This is a genomic window from Delftia sp. WSY_10 (assembly GCF_043104705.1).
Classification (GTDB): Bacteria; Pseudomonadota; Gammaproteobacteria; order Burkholderiales; family Burkholderiaceae_C; genus Comamonas; species Comamonas tsuruhatensis.
In genome coordinates, this window is sequence record NZ_JBICKY010000015.1 from 103,322 (window position 1) to 125,948 (window position 22,627).

Annotated in this window: 21 protein-coding genes; 7 read left to right on the forward strand and 14 right to left on the reverse strand. The window is 66.1% G+C overall.

The window, feature by feature from the left end; all coding sequences use genetic code 11:
• The first annotated feature begins 40 nt into the window (after positions 1-40).
• Positions 41-931 carry a LysR family transcriptional regulator gene (locus ACF8ML_RS06845; RefSeq protein WP_034364354.1) on the forward strand — a complete coding sequence of 297 codons (891 nt, stop codon included), beginning with the start codon at positions 41-43 and terminating at the stop codon, positions 929-931.
• 123 nt (positions 932-1,054) lie between these two features.
• On the opposite strand, the gene typA is transcribed toward ACF8ML_RS06845, so the two are convergent.
• From typA to ACF8ML_RS06890, 9 genes are all read right to left on the reverse strand, one after another.
• The gene (gene typA, locus ACF8ML_RS06850; RefSeq protein WP_026062109.1) at positions 1,055-2,884 is read right to left on the reverse strand and encodes a translational GTPase TypA; all 1,830 of its coding nucleotides are present in this window, start codon (positions 2,882-2,884) and stop codon (positions 1,055-1,057) included.
• Positions 2,885-2,907: 23 nt separating this feature from the next.
• Complete coding sequence (gene truB, locus ACF8ML_RS06855; RefSeq protein ID WP_016448882.1) at positions 2,908-3,873, reverse strand: tRNA pseudouridine(55) synthase TruB; 966 nt, start codon at positions 3,871-3,873, stop codon at positions 2,908-2,910.
• A 4-nt stretch (positions 3,874-3,877) separates the two neighbouring features.
• The gene (gene rbfA / locus ACF8ML_RS06860) at positions 3,878-4,249 is read right to left on the reverse strand and encodes a 30S ribosome-binding factor RbfA (protein ID WP_016448883.1); all 372 of its coding nucleotides are present in this window, start codon (positions 4,247-4,249) and stop codon (positions 3,878-3,880) included.
• Positions 4,250-4,255: 6 nt separating this feature from the next.
• Positions 4,256-7,111 (reverse strand): translation initiation factor IF-2, encoded by a 2,856-nt coding sequence (infB, locus tag ACF8ML_RS06865; protein WP_016448884.1) that lies wholly within the window; start codon positions 7,109-7,111, stop codon positions 4,256-4,258.
• Between the two features lie 23 nt (positions 7,112-7,134).
• Complete coding sequence (gene nusA / locus ACF8ML_RS06870; protein WP_016448885.1) at positions 7,135-8,622, reverse strand: transcription termination factor NusA; 1,488 nt, start codon at positions 8,620-8,622, stop codon at positions 7,135-7,137.
• A gap of 86 nt (positions 8,623-8,708) precedes the next feature.
• Entirely contained in the window at positions 8,709-9,287 is a 579-nt protein-coding gene (gene rimP / locus ACF8ML_RS06875) for a ribosome maturation factor RimP (protein ID WP_026062108.1), read from the reverse strand.
• Positions 9,288-9,565: 278 nt separating this feature from the next.
• Positions 9,566-9,967, reverse strand: coding sequence for a thioredoxin family protein (locus tag ACF8ML_RS06880; protein ID WP_016452383.1), 402 nt, complete (start codon positions 9,965-9,967; stop codon positions 9,566-9,568).
• Between the two features lie 10 nt (positions 9,968-9,977).
• Complete coding sequence (locus ACF8ML_RS06885) at positions 9,978-11,318, reverse strand: cytochrome c (RefSeq protein ID WP_154834651.1); 1,341 nt, start codon at positions 11,316-11,318, stop codon at positions 9,978-9,980.
• Positions 11,315-12,142, reverse strand: a complete 828-nt coding sequence (locus ACF8ML_RS06890; protein WP_252651639.1) for a c-type cytochrome — start codon at positions 12,140-12,142, stop codon at positions 11,315-11,317. Before ACF8ML_RS06890 ends, ACF8ML_RS06885 begins: the two co-directional genes overlap by 4 nt.
• Before the next feature lie 168 nt (positions 12,143-12,310).
• Between ACF8ML_RS06890 and ACF8ML_RS06895 the strand changes: the two genes are divergently transcribed.
• Complete coding sequence (locus ACF8ML_RS06895; protein ID WP_016448890.1) at positions 12,311-13,300, forward strand: DnaJ C-terminal domain-containing protein; 990 nt, start codon at positions 12,311-12,313, stop codon at positions 13,298-13,300.
• Complete coding sequence (locus ACF8ML_RS06900; protein WP_016448891.1) at positions 13,297-13,632, forward strand: hypothetical protein; 336 nt, start codon at positions 13,297-13,299, stop codon at positions 13,630-13,632. The genes ACF8ML_RS06895 and ACF8ML_RS06900 overlap by 4 nt, the downstream gene beginning before the upstream one ends.
• Before the next feature lie 89 nt (positions 13,633-13,721).
• On the opposite strand, the gene ACF8ML_RS06905 is transcribed toward ACF8ML_RS06900, so the two are convergent.
• Positions 13,722-13,883, reverse strand: coding sequence for a hypothetical protein (locus tag ACF8ML_RS06905; RefSeq protein ID WP_012204826.1), 162 nt, complete (start codon positions 13,881-13,883; stop codon positions 13,722-13,724).
• Between the two features lie 246 nt (positions 13,884-14,129).
• On the opposite strand from ACF8ML_RS06905, the gene ACF8ML_RS06910 reads away from it, so the two are divergent.
• Positions 14,130-14,756, forward strand: coding sequence for a lipocalin family protein (locus ACF8ML_RS06910; RefSeq protein ID WP_016448892.1), 627 nt, complete (start codon positions 14,130-14,132; stop codon positions 14,754-14,756).
• A 24-nt stretch (positions 14,757-14,780) separates the two neighbouring features.
• Here ACF8ML_RS06910 and ACF8ML_RS06915 read toward each other — a convergent pair whose 3' ends face one another.
• From ACF8ML_RS06915 to ACF8ML_RS06930, 4 genes are all read right to left on the reverse strand, one after another.
• The gene (locus tag ACF8ML_RS06915) at positions 14,781-16,469 is read right to left on the reverse strand and encodes an ABC transporter ATP-binding protein (protein WP_026062105.1); all 1,689 of its coding nucleotides are present in this window, start codon (positions 16,467-16,469) and stop codon (positions 14,781-14,783) included.
• Positions 16,466-17,608, reverse strand: coding sequence for an ABC transporter permease (locus ACF8ML_RS06920; protein WP_074924285.1), 1,143 nt, complete (start codon positions 17,606-17,608; stop codon positions 16,466-16,468). The genes ACF8ML_RS06915 and ACF8ML_RS06920 overlap by 4 nt, the downstream gene beginning before the upstream one ends.
• Before the next feature lie 104 nt (positions 17,609-17,712).
• Positions 17,713-18,741, reverse strand: a complete 1,029-nt coding sequence (locus tag ACF8ML_RS06925) for a microcin C ABC transporter permease YejB (RefSeq protein ID WP_016448895.1) — start codon at positions 18,739-18,741, stop codon at positions 17,713-17,715.
• A 96-nt stretch (positions 18,742-18,837) separates the two neighbouring features.
• A complete protein-coding gene (locus tag ACF8ML_RS06930) occupies positions 18,838-20,655 on the reverse strand; it encodes an extracellular solute-binding protein (RefSeq protein WP_016448896.1) in 1,818 nt (605 codons plus the stop codon).
• A 123-nt stretch (positions 20,656-20,778) separates the two neighbouring features.
• Here ACF8ML_RS06930 and fabI point away from each other — a divergent pair, with 123 nt between their 5' ends.
• The 3 genes from fabI (at position 20,779) to ACF8ML_RS06945 (ending at position 22,623) form a co-directional block, all read left to right on the forward strand.
• Positions 20,779-21,579, forward strand: coding sequence for an enoyl-ACP reductase FabI (gene fabI / locus ACF8ML_RS06935; protein WP_016448897.1), 801 nt, complete (start codon positions 20,779-20,781; stop codon positions 21,577-21,579).
• A 215-nt stretch (positions 21,580-21,794) separates the two neighbouring features.
• A complete protein-coding gene (locus ACF8ML_RS06940) occupies positions 21,795-21,920 on the forward strand; it encodes a hypothetical protein (RefSeq protein ID WP_016448898.1) in 126 nt (41 codons plus the stop codon).
• Positions 21,921-21,987: 67 nt separating this feature from the next.
• Positions 21,988-22,623: a superoxide dismutase gene (locus ACF8ML_RS06945; protein WP_043790189.1), complete on the forward strand. Its 636-nt coding sequence runs from the start codon at positions 21,988-21,990 to the stop codon at positions 22,621-22,623.
• The last annotated feature ends 4 nt before the right edge of the window (positions 22,624-22,627 follow it).

Sequence of the window (22,627 nt, forward strand, 5' to 3'; positions counted from 1 at the left end):
TAAGACTTAATTCAGCATCGCTGATACACGGTGGATATCAATGGACCTGCGCCAACTGCGTCACTTCGTCACCCTGGCCCGCACGCTCAACTACCGCCAGGCGGCCGAGCAGCTGCACATGTCGCAGCCGCCGCTGTCCCAATCCATCCGCCGGCTCGAAGACAGCCTGGGCGTGCAGCTGTTCCAGCGCGACCGCCGGGGCACGGAGCTGACCGAGGCAGGCCGGGCGGCCCTGGAAAGTGCCGAGCTGGCACTGCACCATGCGCGCCAGGTGCAGGAGGTCTCGCAGGCCACGGCCAGCGGCGAGCGCGGCCGGCTGCACATAGGCTTCATAGGCTCGGCCACGTTCTCGCTGATTCCACGGCTGGTGCAGGCCTTTCGCAGCGAATATCCGCTGATCGACCTGGTGCTGACCGAATCGACCACGCGCGAGATCTGCGCGCAGGTGGCCAGCGGCGATTTCGATGCCGGCCTGCTGCGCTACCCGGTGACGCAGGCCACCGAGCTGTCCATCACGCCCGTGGAAAAGGACGAACTGGTGGCCGTGCTGCCCGAAGGCAACCCGCTGCTGCAGCGGCCCGCCTTGCGGCTGCGGGATCTGGCCGACCAGCCCTTCATCAACTACCGTCCCAGCGAAGTGCCCGGCCTGCATGCGCTGGTGGTACTGGCCTGCCAGAACGCGGGCTTCATGCCCCAGGTCAAGCAGCATGCGGTGCAGGCCCAGACCCTGGTCAGCCTGGTGGGCGCGGGCCTGGGCGTGGCCCTGGTGCCGGCCGTCGTGGCCAAGGGCAGCACGCCGGGCGTGGTGTTCCGCACGCTGCAAGACGCCGGGACCCTGCCCTCCATCGGCCTGGCCCTGGCGCTCAACCCGCACCAGAGCGCAGCGGCCGGCCAGCGCCTGCGCGAATTGCTGCTGCGGCTGAATGCCTGACTGACGGCCTGGCGGACGGCGTGGCAGAAGCCGCCGCAGAAAAGACAAAGGCCGCGGATGCGGCCTTTGACAATCAGGGCGGCGAAGCCGGCTGGCTTGCGCGCGCCCTCGGCGCCACGGCGCTTATGCGCCTGCGCGCGAAGCGCGCTTGCGCTCGTTCTCGGACAGGTGGCGCTTGCGCACGCGGATGCTCTTGGGGGTGATTTCCACCAGCTCGTCGTCCTCGATGAATTCCACCGCGTATTCCAGCGACAGGTCGATCGGGGGCGTGATCTTGATGGCATCTTCCTTGCCGGACACGCGGAAGTTGGTCAGCTGCTTGGTACGCGTGGCGTTGACCACCAGGTCGTTGTCACGGCTGTGGATGCCGATGATCATGCCTTCGTACACGGGATCGTTGGCCTTGACGAACATGCGGCCACGGTCGTCCAGCTTGCCCAGGGCGTAGGTGAAGATTTCGCCTTCGTCCATGGAGATCAGCACACCGTTCTTGCGGCCGCCGATTTCGCCCTTGTGCGGCTCGTAGCTGTCGAAGATGTTGGAGATCAGGCCGGAACCACGGGTCAGGTTCAGGAATTCGTTGGTGAAGCCGATCAGGCCACGCGCAGGAATGCGGTATTCCAGGCGCACGCGGCCGCGGCCATCGGGTTCCATGTTGACCAGCTCGCCCTTGCGCTCGCCCAGGGCCTGCATCACGCCACCCTGGTGGCCTTCCTCGATGTCGGCCGTCACCAGCTCGATGGGCTCGTGGCGCACGCCGTCCACGTCGCGGTAGACCACGCGGGGCTTGGACACGGCCAGCTCGTAGCCTTCACGGCGCATTTCTTCCAGCAGGATGGTCAGGTGCAGTTCGCCGCGGCCCGACACTTCGAAGATGCCGTCTTCGTCGGTTTCCTTGACGCGCAGGGCCACGTTGGAACGCAGTTCCTTTTGCAGGCGGTCCCAGATCTGGCGGCTGGTCACGAACTTGCCTTCACGACCTGCCAGCGGCGAGGTGTTGACGCAGAAGTTCATGGTCAGCGTGGGCTCGTCGATCTTGAGCATCGGCAGCGGCCGGGGGTTCAGCGGGTCGGTCAGCGTGACGCCCATGCCCAGGTCGGCGATACCGTTGACCAGCACGATGTCGCTGGGGCCGGCTTCGGTCACCTGCACGCGGTCGATGCCCTGGAACTTCAGCACCTGGTTGATGCGGCCCTTGTAGCTCTTGCCGTCAGGACCTTCCATGACCAGCACGTCGGTCGAAGGCTTGAGCGTGCCGGAAGTGATGCGGCCCACGCCGATGCGGCCCACGAAGGTGGAGTAGTCCAGCGCCGAGATCTGCATTTGCAGCGGAGCGGCGGGATCGCCCTTGACCGAAGGCACGTGCTTCAGGATGGTGTCGAACAGGGCCGACATGTCGGGGCCCCACTGCTCGCCCGGAGCGCCTTCTTCCAGCGAGGTCCAGCCGTTGATGCCCGAGGCGTACACCACGGGGAAGTCCAGCTGCTCGTCGGTGGCACCCAGCTTGTCGAACAGGTCGAACGCGGCGTTGACCACGTAGTCGGGACGCGCGCCGGGCTTGTCCACCTTGTTGACCACGAGGATGGGCTTCAGGCCCAGGGCCAGCGCCTTCTTGGTCACGAAGCGCGTCTGGGGCATGGGGCCTTCCTGCGCGTCGATCAGCAGCACCACGCCGTCGACCATGGACAGGGCACGCTCCACTTCACCGCCGAAGTCCGCGTGGCCGGGTGTGTCGAGGATGTTGATGTGCGTGTCGTTCCAGCTCACGGCGCAGTTCTTGGCCAGGATGGTGATGCCACGCTCGCGTTCGATGGCGTTGTTGTCCATCACCGTGTCCACGACTTTCTCGTGCTCGGCGAAGGTTCCGGATTGGCGCAGCAGCTGGTCCACCATGGTGGTTTTGCCGTGGTCCACGTGGGCGATGATCGCGATATTGCGGATTTGTTTGCTCATAGTGTTTTCCCATTGCCGCTGCGTCATGGGCGCGGCGTGTCTTCCAAAATCTGTTGAATTTCCAGTGAACTGAGCAGGCGGGCGGGGATGAGTTCCCCACGCACCACGCGCCCCACTCCCAGCAGAGCCTGGGGGTTTTCGCCATACACAGCCACCGCCTCGGCATCGGCCCAAGCGCCCTTGCGGGGCAGGCCCGTGAGAAAACGGGCCGCATCTTGCTCGCCCAGCGTGACAGCCGTGTGGCTGGCCAGCAAGGCATCGACAGGCTGCAACTGCTGCAGACGCTCGTCCTCGCCCATGGCGGCCAGCGCCTCCAGCGAGATACAGCGCTCGACACCCAGCCCGCCGGTGTCGATACGGCGCAGCGCGCGCAGGTGCGCGCCGCAGCCCAGGGCCTCTCCCACGTCCTCCGCCAGCGTGCGGATATAGGTGCCCTTGCTGCAGGTCACCAGCATCCGGATCGCCGGCTGGCCTTGGCTGTCTTGCGTCAGCGAAAGCTCCAGTGCGTGGATTGTCACTTCGCGCGCCGGACGCTCGACTTCGATGCCGGCACGCGCATATTCATAAAGAGCCTTGCCGTCCTTCTTGAGCGCGCTGTACATGGGCGGCACCTGGCGGATGGGGCCCGTGAACTGCGCCTGCACGGCGGCAAGCCGCTCGGCCGTGAGGGCGGCGGGATCGATGGCGCGCTCGCGCAGCACCTCGCCCTCGGCATCGGCCGTGGTCGTGGTCTGGCCCAGGCGCGCAATCGCCTCGTAGGTCTTGGCAGCTTCGAGCTGCAACTGGCTGAACTTGGTCGCCGCACCGAAGCACAGCGGCAGCACGCCGGTGGCCAACGGGTCCAGCGTGCCGGTGTGTCCGGCCTTTTCGGCGCGCAGCAACCACTTGACCTTCTGCAAGGCGTCGTTGCTGGACAGCTCCAGCGGTTTGTCGAGCAGCAACACCCCATGCACAGGGCGCCGCTGCACCCTTGTGCGTGGCGCGTTCATGGGGCTACTCTTCCTTCCCGCGCGAGGAGACGGCCTTGGCGATCAAGGCGTTCATGTCGGCCGCACGCTCGGTGGTGCGGTCGTAGATGAAGTGCAGCGTGGGCACGGTATGGATGTGCAGGCGCTTGAACAGGCCGTTGCGCAGGAAGCCTGCGGCCTGGTTCAGGGCGTCCTGCGTCTCCTGCGGATCGCCGATCAGCAGGCTGAAGTAGACCTTGGCGTGGGCATAGTCCGGAGTCACCTCCACGCTTTGCAGCGTCACCATGCCCACGCGCGGGTCCTTCAACTCGCGTGCGATCAGCTCCGCCAGATCCCGCTGGATCTGGTCGGAGACTTTGAAGCTGCGGTTCGGCGCAGCGGACTTGCGTGTTGCCATGTCGAATTACAGCGAGCGCGCGATTTCCTTGATCTCGAACACTTCGAGCACGTCGCCTTCGCGAATGTCGTTGTAGTTCTTGAGCTTGATACCGCACTCGAAGCCTTCCTTGACTTCCTTGACGTCGTCCTTCAGGCGCTTGAGCGATTCGATCTCGCCCGTGTAGATGACCACGTTCTCGCGCAGCAGGCGGAAATGCGCGTTGCGCGTAACCTGGCCTTGCGTGATGTACGAGCCGGCCACGGTGCCGATCTTCGACGCCACGAACACGGTACGGATCTCGGCCATGCCGATGATCTCTTCCTTGCGCTCGGGAGCCAGCATGCCGGACATCGCTGCCTTCACCTCTTCGACGGCGTCGTAGATGATGTTGTAGTAGCGCAGGTCCACATCGTTGCTCTCGGCCGTCTTGCGCGCCTGGGCATCGGCCCGGACGTTGAAGCCGATGATGATGGCCTTGGAGGCCAGCGCCAGGTTCACGTCGGACTCGCTGATGCCGCCCACGCCCGAGTAGACCAGCTGCACGCGGATCTCTTCGGTGGAGAGCTTGAGCAGCGATGCGCCCAGTGCTTCCTGCGAGCCCTGCATGTCGGCCTTGACGATGATGGGCAGGGTCTGGACCTCGCCCGCACCCATTTCGGCGAACATGTTCTCGAGCTTGGCAGCCTGCTGGCGGGCCAGCTTGGTGTTGCGGAACTTGCCGGCGCGGTAGGTCGCGATTTCGCGGGCGCGGCGCTCGTCCTGCAGCACCATGAAGTCGTCGCCGGCCTGGGGCACGTCGGACAGACCCTGGATTTCCACCGGGATGGAGGGGCCAGCGGACTTGGTCTGCTTGCCGTCTTCGTCCAGCATGGCGCGCACGCGGCCGTAGGTCTGGCCTGCCAGCACCACGTCGCCCACCTTCAGCGTGCCGGACTGCACCAGCACCGTGGCCACGGGGCCGCGGCCCTTGTCCAGTTGCGCTTCGATGACCAGACCCTTGGCAGCGGCTTCCACGGGAGCGGTCAGCTCCAGCACTTCGGCCTGCAGCAGGACCTGCTCCAGCAGCTCGTCGATGCCCTGGCCGGTCTTGGACGACACGGCGATGAACGGGGACTCGCCGCCGTACTCTTCAGGCACCACCTGCTCGGCCACCAGGCCTTGCTTGACGCGGTCGAGGTTGGCATCGGGCTTGTCGGCCTTGGTGATGGCAACCACGATGGGCACACCCGCCGCCTTCGCGTGCTTGATGGCTTCCTTGGTCTGGGGCATCACGCCGTCGTCGGCAGCGCACACCAGGATGACGATGTCGGTGGCCTGTGCACCACGGGCACGCATGGCCGTGAAGGCCTCGTGGCCCGGGGTGTCCAGGAAGGTGACGATGCCGCGGGGCGTCGTCACATGGTAGGCACCGATGTGCTGGGTGATGCCGCCGGCTTCGCCCGACGCAACCTTGGTGCGGCGGATGTAGTCCAGCAGCGAGGTCTTGCCGTGGTCCACGTGGCCCATGACGGTGACCACGGGGGCGCGCGACTCCTGGGCAGCTTCCTGCTGGGACACTTCCTCGGCCGTGAAGGCTTCGGGATCGTCCAGCGCAGCGACCTTGGCGGTGTGGCCCATTTCCTCGACCACGATCATGGCCGTGTCCTGGTCCAGGGGCTGGTTGATGGTGACCATCTGGCCCATCTTCATCAGCACCTTGATCAGCTCGGATGCCTTGACCGACATCTTGTGCGCCAGCTCGGCCACGGTGATGGTCTCGGGCACGTGTACTTCGATGGCGCGGAATTCCGTTGCCGCGCTCTGGTGCTGTCCGTCATTGCGGTCATTGCCACGACGCCCGCCACGCGGGCCGCCGCGCCAGTTGGAACGGCCGCCCACGCCACCGGAGCTGTCGCCACGGGTCTTGATTTCCTTCTTCTTGCCATCGCCGGCCCAGCTCGAGGAGAGCTTGGCGGACTTGACTTCCTTGCCGGCGCCGGCAGGCGCGCGCGCACCGGCTCCGCCGGCGGTCGTGCCAGCGGGCTTGTGCAGCGTGGTCTTCTTGGCATCGGCGGCAGCAGGCGCTGCAGGCTTTGCCACGGGCTTGGGCTCTTCGGGCTTCTTGGCCACGAGCACCTTCTTGGGCGCGGCCATCATGGCGCGAATGGCTTCGGCTTCGGCCAGCGCCTTGCGGCGGCGGTCTTCCAGATCCTTGGCGCGTTCGGCTTCCTCGGCCGCACGGGCCTTGGACTCTTCCTCGGCCTTGGCGCGTGCCGCGAGCTGGGCTTCAGCGCGCGCTATCTGGCCGGCAGCCTGCTCGCGCGAGGCTTCCTGCTTAGCGCGGTTGGCCTCGACAATCTTTGCGGCTTCGGCAGCCGCATAGGCGGCTGCGCGCTCTTCGGCTTCGCGCTCGCGCTGTTGGACTAGCTCGCGCTCTTCGCGCTCACGGCGTTGCTGTGCCAATTCTTCCTCCTCCCGGCCGATCATTTCGGCCTGGCGACGTGCTTCCCCTTCGCGGCGCACCAATTCCTGAGATTCGCGCTCCGACGCCGCGCGCTGCTCCTGGGCAGCCGCAACGGCAGCGGGATCGGAGGCGCCTTCGGCGGCCTCGTCGCGCTTGACGAAGGTGCGCTTCTTGCGCACTTCCACCTGGATGGTGCGGGCGCGGCCCGACGAATCGGCCTGCTTGATCTCGCTGGTGGACCGTTTGGTCAGCGTGATCTTCTTGGCGCCACTTCCGTGGCTGGCCTGCAGATGGCTGAGCAGTTGCTGCTTGTCGCCGTCGGTCAACGCATCCGATGCGTTGTCCTTGGCGACGCCTGCAGCCTTGAGCTGCTGCAGCAACGTGTCAGGGGTCTTGTTGAGCTCTTTTGCAAACTCGGCAACCGTATTACTGGACATAAATGCTCTGAACCTCCCTGACCTTACTCTTGCCCTTCGGTGAACCAGTGCTCACGCGCCTTCATGATCAAAGCCTTCGCTTCTTCCTCGGTCTGCCCGGTCAGCTCGGTCAACTCATCGATGGCCAGATCGGCCAGATCGTCGCGAGTGTGCACATTGGCCTCGGCCAGCTTGTCCACGATCTCCGGAGTCATTCCCTCGAGCGTCAGCAGATCCTGCGACACCTTGCCCACGTTTTCCTCGTGCGCGATTTCCTGCGTCAGCAGGGCATCCTTCGCACGGGTGCGCAGCTCGTTCACCGTCTCTTCGTCGAACGCCTCGATTTCGAGCATTTCCTGCAGCGGCACGTAGGCCACTTCTTCCAGGGTCTCGAAACCTTCCTCGATGAGGATGTTGGCGATTTCCTCGTCCACATCGAGCTTTTCCATGAACAGCTGGCGCGCAACGGCAGACTCGTCCGCCTGCTTTTGCGCAGACTCAGCCGCGTCCATGATGTTGATCTTCCAGCCGGTAAGCTCGGAAGCCAGGCGAACGTTCTGGCCGCCACGGCCGATGGCGATGGCGAGGTTTTCCTCGTCAACCACCACGTCCATGGCGTGCTTTTCCTCGTCCACAACGATGGACGACACATTGGCCGGAGCCAGCGCACCGATCACGAACTGTGCGGGGTCCTCGGACCACAGCACGATGTCCACGCGCTCGCCAGCCAATTCATTGGTGACGGCGTTGACGCGGGTGCCCCGCACGCCGACACAGGTGCCGATGGGATCGACACGCTTGTCATGGCTGAGCACGGCGATCTTGGCGCGGCTGCCGGCATCGCGAGCACAGCTCTTGATCTCCAGCAGGCCCTGCTCGATCTCGGGCACTTCGTTGCGGAACAGCTCGACCATGAACTCCGGCGCCGAACGCGACAGGATGATGGGCGCGCCGCGCAGCGTGGCGTCCACTTCCATGATCATGGCCCGCACGCGGTCGCCGTTGCGCAGGTTTTCCTTGGGGATCATTTCGCTGCGGCGCAGGCGTCCTTCGACACGGCCGGCCTCGACGATGATGTCGCCCTTGTCCATGCGCTTGACCGTGCCCGTGAAGATCCGGTCGCCGCGCGAAAGGAACTCGTTGAGCAGCATTTCACGCTCGGCATCGCGGATCTTTTGCAGGATGACCTGCTTGGCCGCCATCGCACCGATGCGGCCGATGGGCACCGACTCGATCTCTTCCTCGATGTACTCGCCTTCGGAGATGCCGGGGACGCGGTCCTGTGCGTCCATCAGCATTTCTTCGGCATCGGGGTTTTGCAGGCCCGCATCATCGGGCACCACCAGCCAGCGGCGGAAGGTGTCGTAGTTACCGCTGTCGCGATCGATGGCCACGCGGATGTCCACTTCACCTTGGTACAGCTTCTTCGTGGCTTGGGCCAGGGCCGATTCCACTGCACCGAACACCAAATCGCGCTCCACGTTCTTTTCGCGCGAAATGGCTTCTACCAACATCAACAATTCGCGATTCATGCGACGACTCTCCTATTTCAATCACGCAGAAAGGGGATGGCAATGCCCTTCTGCCCCAATGATTCGACGTACCCTGCCCGCTCCGATCAGACCGGCTTGGCAGAACGCCCCTTGAAATCCACAAGGGGAGCCAGACGCGCCTCGCGCAGCTCCTCCAGCGTGAAACCCAGCGCCTGCAGGGGCGCGGGAACACGCTTCTTGCTGACCCTCTGGCCAGGCTTGACGGGTGGCTCGTCGCTCCAGACGATCTGCCAGCCACCACCTTCGGCACGCTCCAGCGTGCCGCGGAATTTCTTGCGATTGGCGCTGACCTGCCCTTCAGCGGCAGCGCCGATGGGCTCCTTGAGGGTCAGGTCGATGACTTCCCCGACAAAGCGGATGAAGTCCTGCTCATGCCGCAGGGGGCGGTCGATGCCCGGGGAGGAGACCTCGAGGCGCGTGTAATCCGTGCCATCGACCTCCAGCGCGAACTGCAGCTGGCGCGTGATCTTCTCGCAGTCCTCGACTGTCACGAACTGCTCCGGCACCACCGGCTCGCCCTCCACCGGGGGCTGCCAAGGCAAATCAATTGTGACGCGCAACAGCCCGCCTGCCGAGCGTTCTATTTCCACCAGGTCATAGCCCAGACCTGTCACGGTTTGTTCAACGATTTGCTGTAGTGCCACGTGTAATTAAATTCAATCCTGCAAACACAAAAGACCCGGAACGCCCCTGGAACCTTGGCAGCAGCCATGTCCCAACAGCGCCGAGCCCCATGGCAATCCCTAAGGTCGCCCGAAGATCGCCCAAAAAAAAGGGCGGTTGGTACCCGCCCGTTTGGTCGTGAATATGCCATTGTATCCGCAAACGACCTCCAGGCCAAGTTCGCGCCGTACAAAAACAGGCGCTGGCAGGCACTGCGCAAGGCAGCCCAGGCCAGGGCGGACACCCCTCCGCCGGATGCTCAGGCGCCCACGCGCTCAAGCGCCTGCGCCGACTGAAGCCGCCGCAAAAGGGCCTGCGCTTCGGCGGGGTCGGCCGGGGCCGCGCCAGGGTCCTGGGCCAATGACTGCAGCATGCGCGCCACAACGCCCGGCTGGGGCAGCACCGGCCCCAGAAAGCGCGCGCGCTCGCCGTCAGCGATCAGCACAGAGGGAAAGGTTTCGATGTCCAGGTCCCCGGCCACATCCTCGCGGTCCTCGACATCAAGCCAGACGAAGTGCATCTGCGGGAACTGGGTGGCCAGCTCCGCAAACGCGCTCCGGTACTGGTTGCAAACGCCGCACCATTGCGCACACAGGCAAACCACCCACCAGGGGCTGGCTGCCGCGCTGTCGTCCGGCAGCTTGCCGGCCATTGAATCCATGGAAAACCTCTCAGAAACCACGCCCTTCCCGGGCGCGATAAACCTCCATGGTACCGATTTCCGCCGCCTTGTTGCCCCAGGCATTGCGCACATAGCTGGCCACGGCGGCCACCTGTGCGTCAGACAGCACATGGCCAAAGGGCGGCATGCCATGCGGCTGCGGCTGTTGCCGCGTGGACGGGGGATAGCCACCGTCCAGCAGCACCAGCAGCAGGTTGCGCGGCTCGGCCATGGTCACGGAGGCATTGCCGGCCAGCGCAGGAAACGCGCCCGGTGTTCCCTGGCCCTGCGCACCATGGCAGACCGCGCACTGCCGTTCGTACACGGCCCGCCCCAAGGCCATCTGCCCAGGCTGCACAGCCTTGATGGCGCCGTGCCCGTCTGTGCCGGCAGATGGGGCAGCAGCGCCCTGCTCCTGCAGATAGGAAGCCAGCGCCTGCAGATCCTTTGGCTGCCAGTGCTGGGTGCTGCGCGCCACGACTTCGGCCATGGGGCCCAGTGCCGAGCCTGAAGGGCCGGACCCCGTCTGCAGCAACTGCACCCAGGCGGATTCCTGGCCGGCACGCACACCCGCCTCGCCGGGATCGAGCAGCGAAGGCGCATACCAGGACTGCCCTGCCACAAAGCCGCCGGACATGGCCTGGCCGGAGGCACCCAGGCCATTGCGCGGCGCATGGCAGGCCGCGCAATGGCCCAGCCCCTGGGCAAGATAGGCGCCGCGATTCCAGGCCGGGGCCTTCCCTGGCTGGTCCTGCCAATCCTTCGGCGAGAAGAACAGCGCCCGCCAGACGGCCAGCGACCCCTGCCAGCCATAGGGAAAGTCCAGCGCATGCGGCGGCGTCTGCGCGCGCACGGCGGGCAGGCTTTGAAGATAGGCGAACAAGGCGTCCGAATCGGCGCGCGTCACGCGGGTGTAGCTGTCATACGGGAAGGCCGGATACAGCAGGCGCCCACCACGCGAGCGCCCGTTGTGCAGCGCACGCCAGAAGTCCTGCGCCGACCACAGCCCCAAGCCCGTCTCCTTGTCGGAGGTGAGATTGCTGGTGTACAGCGTGCCGAACGCGGTGGGCAAGCCCCGCCCGCCCGCATATTCGGCACCTCCCGCCGCCGTGTGGCAGCCAGCGCAGTTGCCTACCCGCGCAAGGTAGGCGCCGCGCTCGACCAGGGCGGCCTGTGTTTCGGTCGATCCCGACCAGCCGCCGTGGCCATAGGCATGAACCCCCTGCTCCCCCCGCAGGTTGAGCCAGACCAGCAGCAGCCCCACCAGGACCAGGGCCAGGACCACAAGAGCCAGCAGGGGCCACCGCCCGCGTACGCTCGCGCTGGCCGGATTTTCCACTTGGACACTCATGGCATGCCCTCCTGACCGCCCACAGCGGCCACCGCACCGCAGCGCAGCGGCAAGGAGCGCGCCAAGGCCTCGCGCCCTCCCGGCGTCGCCGATGCAGGCCGCGACGACAGCCATGCCGTGACGGCCACGACTTCCTGCGGCGTCAGCGCCTTGGCCACCTGGTCCATGCAATCGGGAGCGGCCGCCTGGCGCTGGCCCGAGCGCCAGGCGCCGATCTGGCTGTTGAGATAGTCGCGTGACAGGCCCAGCAGACCCGGGATATCGTCGCCCGCGCCCATGAGCCGCTGGCCATGGCAGGCAGCACAGGCGGGCAGGCCCCGCTGCGCGTCGCCCTGCAGCACCAGCTGCTCGCCACGCGCGAGGTCGGCGGGCGGCAGCTGCGCCGGCACGGGCGGCGCATAGGGCAGCTCAAGGCTTGCGAAATGCACGGCGATCTGGCGCAGATAGTCGTCCGACATGAATTCGATCAGCCGGTTCATGGCCGGATAGCTGCGGCGCCCCTGCTGGAAATTCTTGAGCTGGCGGTAAAGATAGCCCGCAGGCTTGCCCGCAATGCGAGGAAAGTAGCCGCTGGGTGTGGCCCGTCCCTCGGGACCATGGCAGGCCGTGCAGGCCAGCACCCTGGACGCCATGGAGCCCACATCGGGCAGAGGCGCACTGACCACGGCGGGGGGCAGGTCCGCCATCGGCACGCCCGGTGCCGGCTGGGCTGACTGCGCCATCACGCCGCATGCACAGGCCGCCAGCCATGCGCCCAGCAAGCTCCTTGCCCCCTTGACGCCTGAAAGCCCCGTCCCGTACCGCCATCGCCTGCCATGTGCCATGTCCGACGCCTCCTGTTGCGTCCTGCCGACGCGCGAATGTAGCAAACCCGTCACAAGATGCCAGTCCAGCGGGAAAAGGCCCATCGGTTGAGACCCTGCCATGACCGGGCTATGCTGGCTTCTGGCTTGTCCAGAACATCGCCCGCAAGGGCTGGAGGACGGAAATTCATGGAATACAAGGACTACTACCGCATCCTGGCCGTGGACCGGCAGGCCAGTGCTGACGAGATCAAGAAGGCCTACCGCAAGCTGGCGCGCAAGTACCACCCGGACATCAGCAAGGAAGCGGATGCCTCGCAACGCATGGCCGAGATCAATGAAGCCAACGCCGTGCTGTCCGATCCCGAAAAGCGTGCCGCCTACGACGCGCTGGCCGATGCGCCCCGCCGCAGCGCAGGCGCCGGCGGATTCCAGCCGCCACCGGACTGGGAAGGTCAGGACTTCCACTTTCGCAGCGGCGATGGCGCCATGCCGGACGGCGATGCGGATTTCAGCGAATTCTTCTCGCAGATGTTCGGCCAGGGCGCCCGCGCGCGCCATGCGGGCGGCGGGCAGCACCGACCTCCACCCGACCTGCGCGGGCAGGACCAGCACGCCAGCATCGAGCTGGACCTGCTGGACAGCTACCACGGCGCCCAGCGCAGCCTGCACCTGCGCAGCACGGTGCTGGATGAGGACGGGCGGCCGGTGGCGCGGGACAAGGAATTGCAGGTCAGCATTCCCAAGGGGGTGCGCGAAGGCCAGATGATCCGTCTGGCCGGCCAGGGCGGCCAGGGCCTGGGCAAGGGTCCTGCAGGCGACCTGCTGCTGCAGGTGCATCTGCGTCACGACCCGCGCTGGTGGGCCGAGGGCAAGGACGTCTATCAGCCCATCGCGCTCGCGCCCTGGGAAGCCGCGCTGGGCGGCACGGTCCGTCTCGCCACGATTGCCGGCGAATTCGATGTCGGCATCCCTGCCGGCAGCCGCGCAGGCCGCAAGCTGCGGATCAAGGGCAAGGGCTTGCCCGCCGCCACGCCAGGCGATCTGTATCTGGTGCTGGGCATCAGCCTGCCGGAGCCGCAGACCGACGCCCAGCGAAAGGCCTATGAGGCACTGGCCCAGGCCTTCCCCTCGTTCGATGCCCGCCAGCACGGCACGGGCCAAGGAGCCTCGCGATGAGCACGCCGCTGTATCCCTTCTACGAACCTGCAGAACTGCTGGATGAAGGCGCACTGGATCTGCACGATCTCGCCCGCCACTGCCAGCGCAACACCGCCTGGGTGGTGGAGCGCGTGCAGACCGGGGTGCTGTACTGCGAGAACGAGCCGGCCGGCGACGCGGCCGACGCGCAGGCACAGTGGCGCTTCAGCAGCCACATGCTGGTGCGTGCGCGCCGCATAGCCCATCTGGAGCACAGCTTCGATGCCGACCCTCAACTGGCCGCGCTGACGGCGGACCTGATCGAGGAAGTGCAGATGCTGCGCCGCAAGCTCCAGGCACTGCAGCACTGAGCGCATTCGCCCCAAAAGCAAAAGCCCTCTTTCGAGGGCTCTTGCTTTCAGAACGCGGCCGCGGCAGGCACGCACGCGGCCCGCCGTGCTCAGCGGTGACGCTTGCCGGGGTTCTTCTTGGTATGGGTGTGGGCGCCACGGGCGCGGCTCACGCGCTGGCCACGGCCGGGCGTCGGCAGGGTGACGCCGTTGGGCAGGGGAGGCTGGGGAGTGAACTTGCGGTCGGCTTCGGTAACGATCTTGTTGCCCATGGCATTTCCTTCTTCAAAAAAATGAGAACGCGCAATTAGGCCATAGACCTGCAGGCCCGCGCATAAAAAAACACATGGCCTGCTCCGGCATAGGGAAAGTTCCTGCGTTGCGCAGCCCGCACAGCCGCAGTTCCGGCAGCGCCGGCCTACACCGCGGCCCGGCGTTCTGTCCTAAAGTAGGAGCACGCTGCCAAGCGCACATGATGCCCCTGGCATGCGCTCTGCCTGAACACGGAGTTCCGCACGATGTCACCCCGCCAACCACGCACAGAAGTCACCACCCCGTCCACACCCCGCCCTGCCTGGGTTCGGCCCGCGGCAGGCCTGGCTGGGCTTGCCGTCGGGGCCGCTGCAGCCGCCTTGCTTTGGAAGGGCCTGCGCAACCCGCCCATTCCTGCCACAGTGGAGCCCGTACGCGGCTGGGACATCCAGCGCTACATGGGCCGCTGGTACGAAGTGGCCCGCATAGACCACCGCTTCGAAAAAGGCCTGGAGCGCACCCAGGCCGAATACACGCCGCTTCCCGATGGAAGCGTGCATGTGCTGAACCGGGGCTACGACGCAGGCCGCCGGCGCTGGAAGTCCGCTGAAGGCAAGGCCCGCACGGTGCATGGCCCCGGCGTTGCGGCGCTCAAGGTCTCGTTCTTCGGACCGTTCTACGGCGGCTACAACGTGGTGGCCCTGGATGCCGACTACCGCTGGGCCATGGTGGTCGGCTCGGACCTGCGCTATTTCTGGATTCTTTCGCGCACCCCTGAACTGCCCGATGGCGTGGCAGCGCGCCTGCTGGCCCAGGCCCGGCTGCTGGGCGTGCCCGTGGACAAGGTGCAGTGGATTCTTCAGGACGGGGTCAATCCCACAGGCAGCTGGTAGCGGCCCGGCGGCAGGCCGGCGAACTCAGAACCCTTCGGGCATGCCGTCACCCGAAAAGCCAGCAGCCTCCACCAGCCGCTGCGTATAGGCCTCACGCGGCGCGCCCAGCACCTGGGCCACGGGGCCGGATTCGACGATGGCACCATCCTTCATCACCACCACGTCATGGGCCATGGCGCGGATCACGTCCACATCGTGCGTGATGAGCAGATAGGCCAGGCCACGTTCGCGCTGCAGCCGCTGCAGCAGGCCCAGCACCTGCTGCTGAATGGTCACATCCAGCGCACTGGTGGGCTCGTCAAGCACCAGCACTTCAGGCTCCAGCACCAGGGCACGCGCAATGGCGATACGCTGGCGCTGGCCCCCGGAGAACTCATGCGGATAGCGATCGAGCAGACCGGGGAACTGCTCATCCGTCAGCCCGACGGCAGACAGCATGTCCACGACACGGTCACGGCGCTGCCGCCCCGTGAGCGCCGGGGCGTGCACGCGCAGGCCCTCGCCAACGATCTGCTCCAGCGTCAGCCGTGGCGACAGCGATGAATACGGGTCCTGGAACACCACTTGCACCTTGCGCCGCAGCGCAAGATTGGCCGGCGAGTTGCGCGTGGCCGGCTGCCTCCAGGCCTGGCCAGCGATGCGCAGCTGGCCTTCATGCGGCAGCAGTCCCAGCACGGCCTGGGCCAGCGTGGACTTGCCCGAGCCCGACTCCCCGACCACACCCACGGTGCGCCCGGGCATCAGGTCCAAGTCGGCGGACTGCACGGCAACAAAACGCCCCTGGCCAAACCAGCCGCGCACGCCCGTCAACGGCACCGGGTAGCTGACCTTGAGGCCCTGCGCATGGACCAGCGGCTCGGGAGCCGCCCCCGGTGTACCGGCCTGCGCCTCGACCAGATCGCGGCGCGGCACACTGGCCAGCAGCTTGCGCGTGTAGGCATGGCGCGGAGCTGCCATGACCGCCGGCACCTCGCCCTGCTCCACCAGCTGCCCGCGCTCCATCACCGCCACGCGATCGGCAAAGCGCCGCACCAGGTGCAGGTCGTGGGTGATCATCAGCACGGCCATGCCGGTCTGGCGTTGCAGGTCATCGAGCAATTGCAGGATCTGTCCGCGCAGCGTGACGTCGAGCGCCGTGGTCGGCTCATCGGCCAGCAGCAGGCGCGGGCTGCTGGCCAGTGCCATGGCGATCATGGCGCGCTGACGCTGGCCGCCGCTGAGCTGATGCGGAAAGGCGCGGGCACGGCGCACGGGCTCGGCAATGCCCGTGGTCGCCAGCAGTTCGGCCGCCTGGGCCAGGGACTGCGCCCGCGTCAGCCCCTGCTTGAGGCGCAGCACCTCGCCCACCTGTTCGCCCACGGTCATCAGCGGATTGAGCGCCGTCATGGGCTCCTGGAAGATCATGGCCACGTCGCCGCCGCGCACGGCCCGCATCTCGCGCTCGGGCAGGCGCAGGAGGTCGCGGCCGTCGAAAAGCGCCTGCCCGCCCAGCTGGGCGTCACCGGCCAGCCGCAGCAGGGACAGCGCCGTGATGGTCTTGCCCGAACCGGACTCACCCACCAGCGCCAGCTTCTCACCGGCCGCCAGATCGAAGCTCACGCCGTGCACCACGTCCTTGCTGCCAAAGCGCACGCGCAGGTTGCGCACAGACAGCAGCGTCCGGCCGCGACCGGGGGCGGAAGGCATGTCCATTGCCGGCTGCTCTGCGTTCATGCGGCGTCCTTCGCATCAACGGCCGGGGCTGCATCGGTGGCAGCGGCCTTGCGCGGGTCCAGCGCATCGCGCAGCGCATCGCCCATGAAGGTCAGCAGCAGCAGCGTCACCACCAGCACCGCAAAGGTGGACAGCGAGATCCACCAGGCATCGATGCTGTTCTTGCCCTGGCTCAGCAGCTCGCCCAGGCTGGGCGTATCGGGCGGAACGCCCAGGCCCAGGAAATCAAGCGAAGTCAGCGCCAGGATGGCTGCACTCATGCGAAACGGCAAAAAGGTGACCACGGGCGTCATGCTGTTGGGCAGCAGATGGCGCCAGATCAGCGCGCCATTGCCCACGCCCAGCGCACGCGCCGACTTCACGTAGTCGAGCTGGCGGTTGCGCAGGAATTCGGCCCGCACATAGTCCGACAGCCCCATCCAGCCGAACAGCGACAGCAGCACCAGCAGCAGCGAGACGCTGGGCGCCAGCACCGCGCTGAAGATGATCAGCAGATACAGCTCGGGCATGGAGCCCCAGATCTCGATGAAGCGCTGAAACGCCAGATCGGTCCTGCCGCCGAAAAAGCCCTGGATGGCCCCCGTCACCACGCCCAGCACCACGCCGGAGGCCGTCAGCGCCAGCGCGAACAGCACGCTCACGCGAAAGCCGTAGATCAGTTGCGCCAGCAGATCGCGCCCGCGATCGTCCGTGCCCAGCAGGTTCTCGCGCGAGGGCGGCGCCGGATTGGGCAAGCTCGCAAAGTAGTTGAGCGCCTGCGGCCCGTAGGGATTGAGCGTGTACAGCGCCCAGTTGCCACCCTGGCTCAGGCGATCCCGGATGTAGGGATCCAGATAGTCGGCCGCCGTCTCGAAGTCGCCGCCGAAGGTCTTCTCGGAATAATCGTTCCACAGCGGCCAGTAGGTCTGGCCTTCGTAGCGCACCACCAGGGGCCGGTCGTTGCTGATCAGCTCGGCGCCCAGGCTCAGCACCACCATCACGCAAAAAGCGACCAGGCTCCAATATCCCAGCCGATTGCGCCTGAACCGCAGCCAGGCCCGCCGCGCCGGCGAAACCGCCGCCGCCGCCAGCGGTGCAGGCGCCCCAGCCCCCGGCAGCCCCGTTCCAGAAACCACAACGGATTGCATTTCAGTGTCCATGTCGCTCCAGGAAACGAAGCCCGGCGCCACGCGCCGCCCGTCCGCCCCCCGCGATACAGGGCGCCGTGCATACCGGGCAAGCCGCGAAGCGGCTCGGAAGGTACCTAGTCAAACCGTACACGCGGATCCACCCACACATAACAAAGATCGCTGACCAGCTTGGTCACCAGGCCGATCAGCGTGAACAGGTACAGCGTGCCCAGCACCACGGGATAGTCGCGCCGTATCACGCTGTCATAGCTGAGCAGGCCCAGGCCGTCCAGCGAGAACAGCGTTTCTATCAGCAGCGAGCCCGTGAAGAAGGCACCGATGAAGGCGGCCGGAAAGCCGGTGACGATGGGAATCAGCGCATTGCGCAGCACATGCCGATAAAGCACCTGCCGCTCCGACAGGCCCTTGGCGCGGGCTGTCAGCACATATTGCTTGCGGATCTCTTCCAGAAAGGCATTCTTGGTGAGCATGGCGGTGATGGCGAAGCTGCCCGCCACCATGGCCGTGACCGGCAGCGCGATATGCCATAGATAGTCCACGATGCGCGCGCCCCAGGACAGCTCATCCCAGTTGGCCGAGGTCAGCCCGCGCAGCGGAAACCATTGCAGCTGCCCCCCGAAGATCACCAGCAGCGCCACGCCCAGCACAAAGCCCGGAATCGCATAGCCCACCAGGATCAGCAGCGTGGTGAAGAAGTCGAAACGCGAGCCGGCACGCACGGCCTTGGCAATGCCCAGGGGCACGGCCACGAGGTAGCTGATGAAAAAGGTCCACAGGCCCAGGCTGGCCGAGACCGGCAGCTTCTCCTTGATCAGCTGCCAGACATCCTTGTTCTGGAAGAAACTGCGCCCCAGGTCGAACCGCGCGAACTGCCCGAGCATCTGGAAGAAGCGCTCATGGGCCGGCTTGTCAAACCCGTAGAGGGCCTTGATCTGCTCTATGCGCTGGGGGTCCACCCCCTGGTTGCCACGGTAGGCCAGGCCACCGCCTTCGCCGCCACGGCCCACGCTGGCCTTGGCTTCGGCAAGGTACTGCTCCACCGGGCCACCGGGCACGAACTGCACGACCACGAAGGTCAGCAGCAGCACGCCCAGCAGGGTCGGCACCATCAGCAGCAAGCGTTTGAGTATGTAGGCCCACATAAGAAGTCCTGCATTATGTCGATTGCCGGGGGGCACCCCGGCCCGGGAGCGTGCCCATCATGCAACGGATCGCAACGATGCGGCGGCAGCGCCCGCTCATGGAGGCGGCGCGGTCAGCACCGGCATGCGGGCCCACCAGGTATCCATGGCCCAGCTCTCGCCCTTCGCGTAGGCGGGAACCACGGCGGGCCGCACCAGCCGCCAGGAGTCGTAGACCATGCGGTGCGTTCCCGCGCTCCACTGCGGAATCAGGTAGTGTCCATGCGCGATGACACGCTCCAATGCGTGGCACGCGGGCAACAGCTGCGCCTCGGTCTTGGCCTCGGTCATGCGCCGGATCAAGGCATCGACGGCGGGATTCTTGACTCCGGGAAAATTGCCCGAGCCGTCCGTGTCCGCCGCCCGACTGCCGAACAGGTCGGCGAATTCCTGGCCCGGGTTGTTCGTGCCCTGGTAGGCAATGGAGATGATGTCGTAGTCGAACTTCTCCACGCGCTGCTGGTACAGCGCGAAGTCCGCCGAACGAAAGCGCAGCCGTATGCCCAGCTTTTCCAGATTGCGTATCCAGGGCGAGACCTGGCGTATGCCCGACTCGCTGCTGTCCAGGTACTCCAGCTCCATGGCCTGGCCCCGCGCATTGCGCAGCACGCCATCCTGAATGGTCCAGCCGGCATCGGCCAGCAATTGCCGCGCCTGGCGCAGGTTGGCACGCAGCGAGTTGTTGCCATCGGTGCGCGGCGGCTCGGCCATGGGGCCGAAAGCCTCCGGCGGAATGCTCTTGCGCAGGGGCTCCATGAGCGCCAGCTCCTCTGGCGAGGGCTCGCCATGGGTCTCGCAGGCCGTGTTGCCGAACAGCCCGCGCACGCGCTGGTAGGAGCCGTAGAACATCTGCCGGTTCATCCATTCGTAGTCCAGGGCCAGGTCCAGCGCACGGCGAACGCGCACGTCCTGCAGCAAAGGGCGCCGGGTGTTGAGCACATAGCTCTGGAACCCCGAGGGCAGCTTGTTGCTGAATTCGCCCTTGACCAGCTCGCCCCGGTCGAAGCGCTTGCCGTACAGGCGCCGCGCCCAGTCGCCGGCGCTGTAAAAACGCATCAGGTCGAACTCGCCGGCCTTCAGCGCTTCCAGCTTCGCCGTGTTGTCGCGGTAGATTTTGACGGAGATGCGGTCGAAATTGGCCGTGCCCACGCGCGCGGGCAGATCGCGCCCCCAGTAGTCCGGGTCGCGCACATAGGTGATGTCCTTGCCGAAGCGCACAGGTCCTATCCTGTAGGGCCCACTGCCGATGGGCGTATCCGTCACCACCTGGTCGAAGGGCTTGGGCTTGCCGTTTTCCATGCCCCAGTCGCGGCTGAAGACGGGAATGGCGCCCACAACCAGCGGCAGTTCCCGGTTCGGCTGCTTGAAGCGAAAGCGCACCGTGCGTTCATCCAGCACGTCGACCCCCGCCACATCGAAGAACAGCGATCGGTAGCCAGGCAATGCGTGCGGCCCCACCAGCGTGTCATAGCTGAACTTGACATCGGCAGCCAGCACGGGCTTACCGTTGTGAAAGCGCGCTTGCGGCCGCAGCCGGAACGTGGCCGACAGGCCGTCGGGGGCAGCCTGCACATCCTCTGCCAGCAGTCCGTAGCCCGTGGCGGTCTCGTCCAGCGAGGGCCACAGCAGGGTGTCGAACATCAGTTCGGCCAGATAGGCCGGAGACGATCCCTTGATGGTGAACGGGTTGTACTTGTCAAAGGTGGAGATGCGCAGGTTGCTCACCAGGCGCAGTTCGCCGCCCTTGGGGGCCTTGGCGTTGACATAGTCGAAATGGCTGAAGCCCTCGGCATAGCGGGGCTCTCCCCACAGGGCATAGGCATGCGAGCCCCACGCCGGCACACACGCCGAGGCCAGCAGCAGCGAAGAAATCATCCAATGGCGCATGCGACAATTCTGCACCACGCAGCCAGCCGCCCGCTGGCAAACGCTGACGCGGGGCCCCGCCTTCGCCGCCAGCTGCTGCGCACTTCCACTCACTTCCTCTGGAGAACAACAATGGGCTTTCTCGCCGGTAAAAAACTGCTGATCACGGGCGTTCTGTCCAACCGCTCCATCGCCTACGGCATCGCCAAGGCCTGCCACGCACAGGGCGCGGAGCTGGCGTTCAGCTATGTAGGCGAGCGCTTCAAGGACCGCATCACCGAATTCGCTGCAGAATTCGACTCCAAGCTGATCTTTGACTGCGACGTGGCCGACGACGCCCAGATCGACAAGCTGTTCGCCGACCTGGGCGCCACCTGGGGCAAGTTCGACGGCTTCGTGCACAGCATCGGCTTCGCGCCGCGCGAGGCCATCGCCGGCAACTTCCTGGAAGGCCTGTCGCGCGAGGGCTTCAAGATCGCGCACGACATCAGCGCCTACAGCTTCCCCGCGATGGCCAAGGCGGCCCTGCCTTACCTCAACGACAAGTCCTCGCTGCTGACGCTGTCGTACCTGGGCGCGCTGCGCTCCATCCCCAACTACAACACCATGGGCCTGGCCAAGGCATCGCTGGAAGCCTCGGTGCGCTACCTGGCCGAGGCCGTGGGCCGCACGGCAGACGGCCGCGCCATCCGCGCCAACGGCATCTCGGCCGGTCCCATCAAGACGCTGGCCGCATCGGGTATCAAGGACTTCGGCAAGCTGCTGGGCCGCGTGGCCGATGCATCGCCGCTGCGCCGCAACGTGACCATCGAGGATGTGGGCAATGTGGCCGCCTTCCTGCTGTCCGACCTGGCCTCGGGCGTGACGGCTGAGATCACCTACGTGGACGGCGGCTTCAGCCAGACTGCAGGCCTGTCGGCCGACCAGGTCTAAGCGGCCACCGCCACCCGACCGGCCCCGCAGGCATTGCCGCCTGCGGGGCTTTTTTTCGCCCGGAACCCACGACTGCGGGTCCTGCCTGCACGCGCAAGGAAATACACATCGGCTTGACTGAGGTCATTTTTGTTTTGAATGAGAATGATTCTCATGAATAATACAATTCTCAGATCAATATCAAGGAATCTCTGAAACCCTCGGAGCCAGCAGAGATGCAAGCAACCCCTGACCTCAGCCTGCCCTCTCCCGTTCCAGCCCCCATCGATGCGGCACTGCAGGCCTCGTCCCGGGTCTTCGACATCGCGGCAACGGCCCTGCCCTCGCGGCTGGCGCACTGACTGCAGGTCTCGCCCCCACACGCCTTACGACGCACCGATTTCCCCCGTAGTCCCTGAAAGAAACCACATGAGCAACTACACCCTGCCTCCCCTGAACTACGCCTACGACGCGCTGGAGCCCCATATCGATGCGCAGACCATGGAGATCCACTACACCAAGCACCATCAGGCCTATGTGAACAACCTGAATGCCGCACTCAAGGACACGCCGCACGGCAGCCAGCCGGTGGAGCAGCTGATCGCCGACCTGTCCCTGCTGCCCGAAGGCGTGCGCGGCGCCGTGCGCAACAACGGCGGCGGCCATGCCAACCACAGCCTGTTCTGGACCGTGATGGCCCCGGCAGACCAGGGTGGCGGAGGCGCCCCCTCGGGCGAGCTGGCCCAGGCCATCGACAGGGAGCTGGGGGGCTTCGATGCCTTCAAGGCCGCCTTCACCCAGGCCGCGCTCACGCGCTTTGGCAGCGGCTGGGCGTGGCTCGTGGTGGGCAAGGACGGCAAGCTGGCCGTGGAAAGCAGCGGCAACCAGGACAGCCCGCTGATGGCCGGCATCGGCTCCGGAGCCACCCCCATCCTGGGCCTGGACGTGTGGGAACACGCCTACTACCTCAAGTACCAGAATCGCCGCCCCGAATACATCGCGGCGTTCTACAACGTAGTCAGCTGGGCCGAAGTGGCCCGCCGCTACGCCGCAGCCCGCGGCTGATCGG

Excerpts from the sequence above, each read along its gene's own strand:
- ACF8ML_RS06915 (WP_026062105.1), bottom strand. The coding sequence starts at position 16,469 with ATGAACGCAGAGCAGCCGGCAATGGACATGCCTTCCGCCCCCGGTCGC.
- ACF8ML_RS06905 (WP_012204826.1), bottom strand. The coding sequence starts at position 13,883 with ATGGGCAACAAGATCGTTACCGAAGCCGACCGCAAGTTCACTCCCCAG.
- ACF8ML_RS06885 (WP_154834651.1), bottom strand. The coding sequence starts at position 11,318 with ATGAGTGTCCAAGTGGAAAATCCGGCCAGCGCGAGCGTACGCGGGCGG.
- ACF8ML_RS06930 (WP_016448896.1), bottom strand. The coding sequence starts at position 20,655 with ATGATTTCTTCGCTGCTGCTGGCCTCGGCGTGTGTGCCGGCGTGGGGC.
- ACF8ML_RS06845 (WP_034364354.1), top strand. The coding sequence starts at position 41 with ATGGACCTGCGCCAACTGCGTCACTTCGTCACCCTGGCCCGCACGCTC.
- ACF8ML_RS06900 (WP_016448891.1), top strand. The coding sequence starts at position 13,297 with ATGAGCACGCCGCTGTATCCCTTCTACGAACCTGCAGAACTGCTGGAT.
- ACF8ML_RS06910 (WP_016448892.1), top strand. The coding sequence starts at position 14,130 with ATGTCACCCCGCCAACCACGCACAGAAGTCACCACCCCGTCCACACCC.
- ACF8ML_RS06925 (WP_016448895.1), bottom strand. The coding sequence starts at position 18,741 with ATGTGGGCCTACATACTCAAACGCTTGCTGCTGATGGTGCCGACCCTG.
- rbfA (WP_016448883.1), bottom strand. The coding sequence starts at position 4,249 with ATGGCAACACGCAAGTCCGCTGCGCCGAACCGCAGCTTCAAAGTCTCC.
- ACF8ML_RS06940 (WP_016448898.1), top strand. The coding sequence starts at position 21,795 with ATGCAAGCAACCCCTGACCTCAGCCTGCCCTCTCCCGTTCCAGCCCCC.
- typA (WP_026062109.1), bottom strand. The coding sequence starts at position 2,884 with ATGAGCAAACAAATCCGCAATATCGCGATCATCGCCCACGTGGACCAC.
- nusA (WP_016448885.1), bottom strand. The coding sequence starts at position 8,622 with ATGAATCGCGAATTGTTGATGTTGGTAGAAGCCATTTCGCGCGAAAAG.
- fabI (WP_016448897.1), top strand. The coding sequence starts at position 20,779 with ATGGGCTTTCTCGCCGGTAAAAAACTGCTGATCACGGGCGTTCTGTCC.
- ACF8ML_RS06895 (WP_016448890.1), top strand. The coding sequence starts at position 12,311 with ATGGAATACAAGGACTACTACCGCATCCTGGCCGTGGACCGGCAGGCC.
- ACF8ML_RS06890 (WP_252651639.1), bottom strand. The coding sequence starts at position 12,142 with ATGGCACATGGCAGGCGATGGCGGTACGGGACGGGGCTTTCAGGCGTC.
- infB (WP_016448884.1), bottom strand. The coding sequence starts at position 7,111 with ATGTCCAGTAATACGGTTGCCGAGTTTGCAAAAGAGCTCAACAAGACC.
- ACF8ML_RS06880 (WP_016452383.1), bottom strand. The coding sequence starts at position 9,967 with ATGGATTCAATGGCCGGCAAGCTGCCGGACGACAGCGCGGCAGCCAGC.
- ACF8ML_RS06945 (WP_043790189.1), top strand. The coding sequence starts at position 21,988 with ATGAGCAACTACACCCTGCCTCCCCTGAACTACGCCTACGACGCGCTG.
- truB (WP_016448882.1), bottom strand. The coding sequence starts at position 3,873 with ATGAACGCGCCACGCACAAGGGTGCAGCGGCGCCCTGTGCATGGGGTG.
- ACF8ML_RS06920 (WP_074924285.1), bottom strand. The coding sequence starts at position 17,608 with ATGGACACTGAAATGCAATCCGTTGTGGTTTCTGGAACGGGGCTGCCG.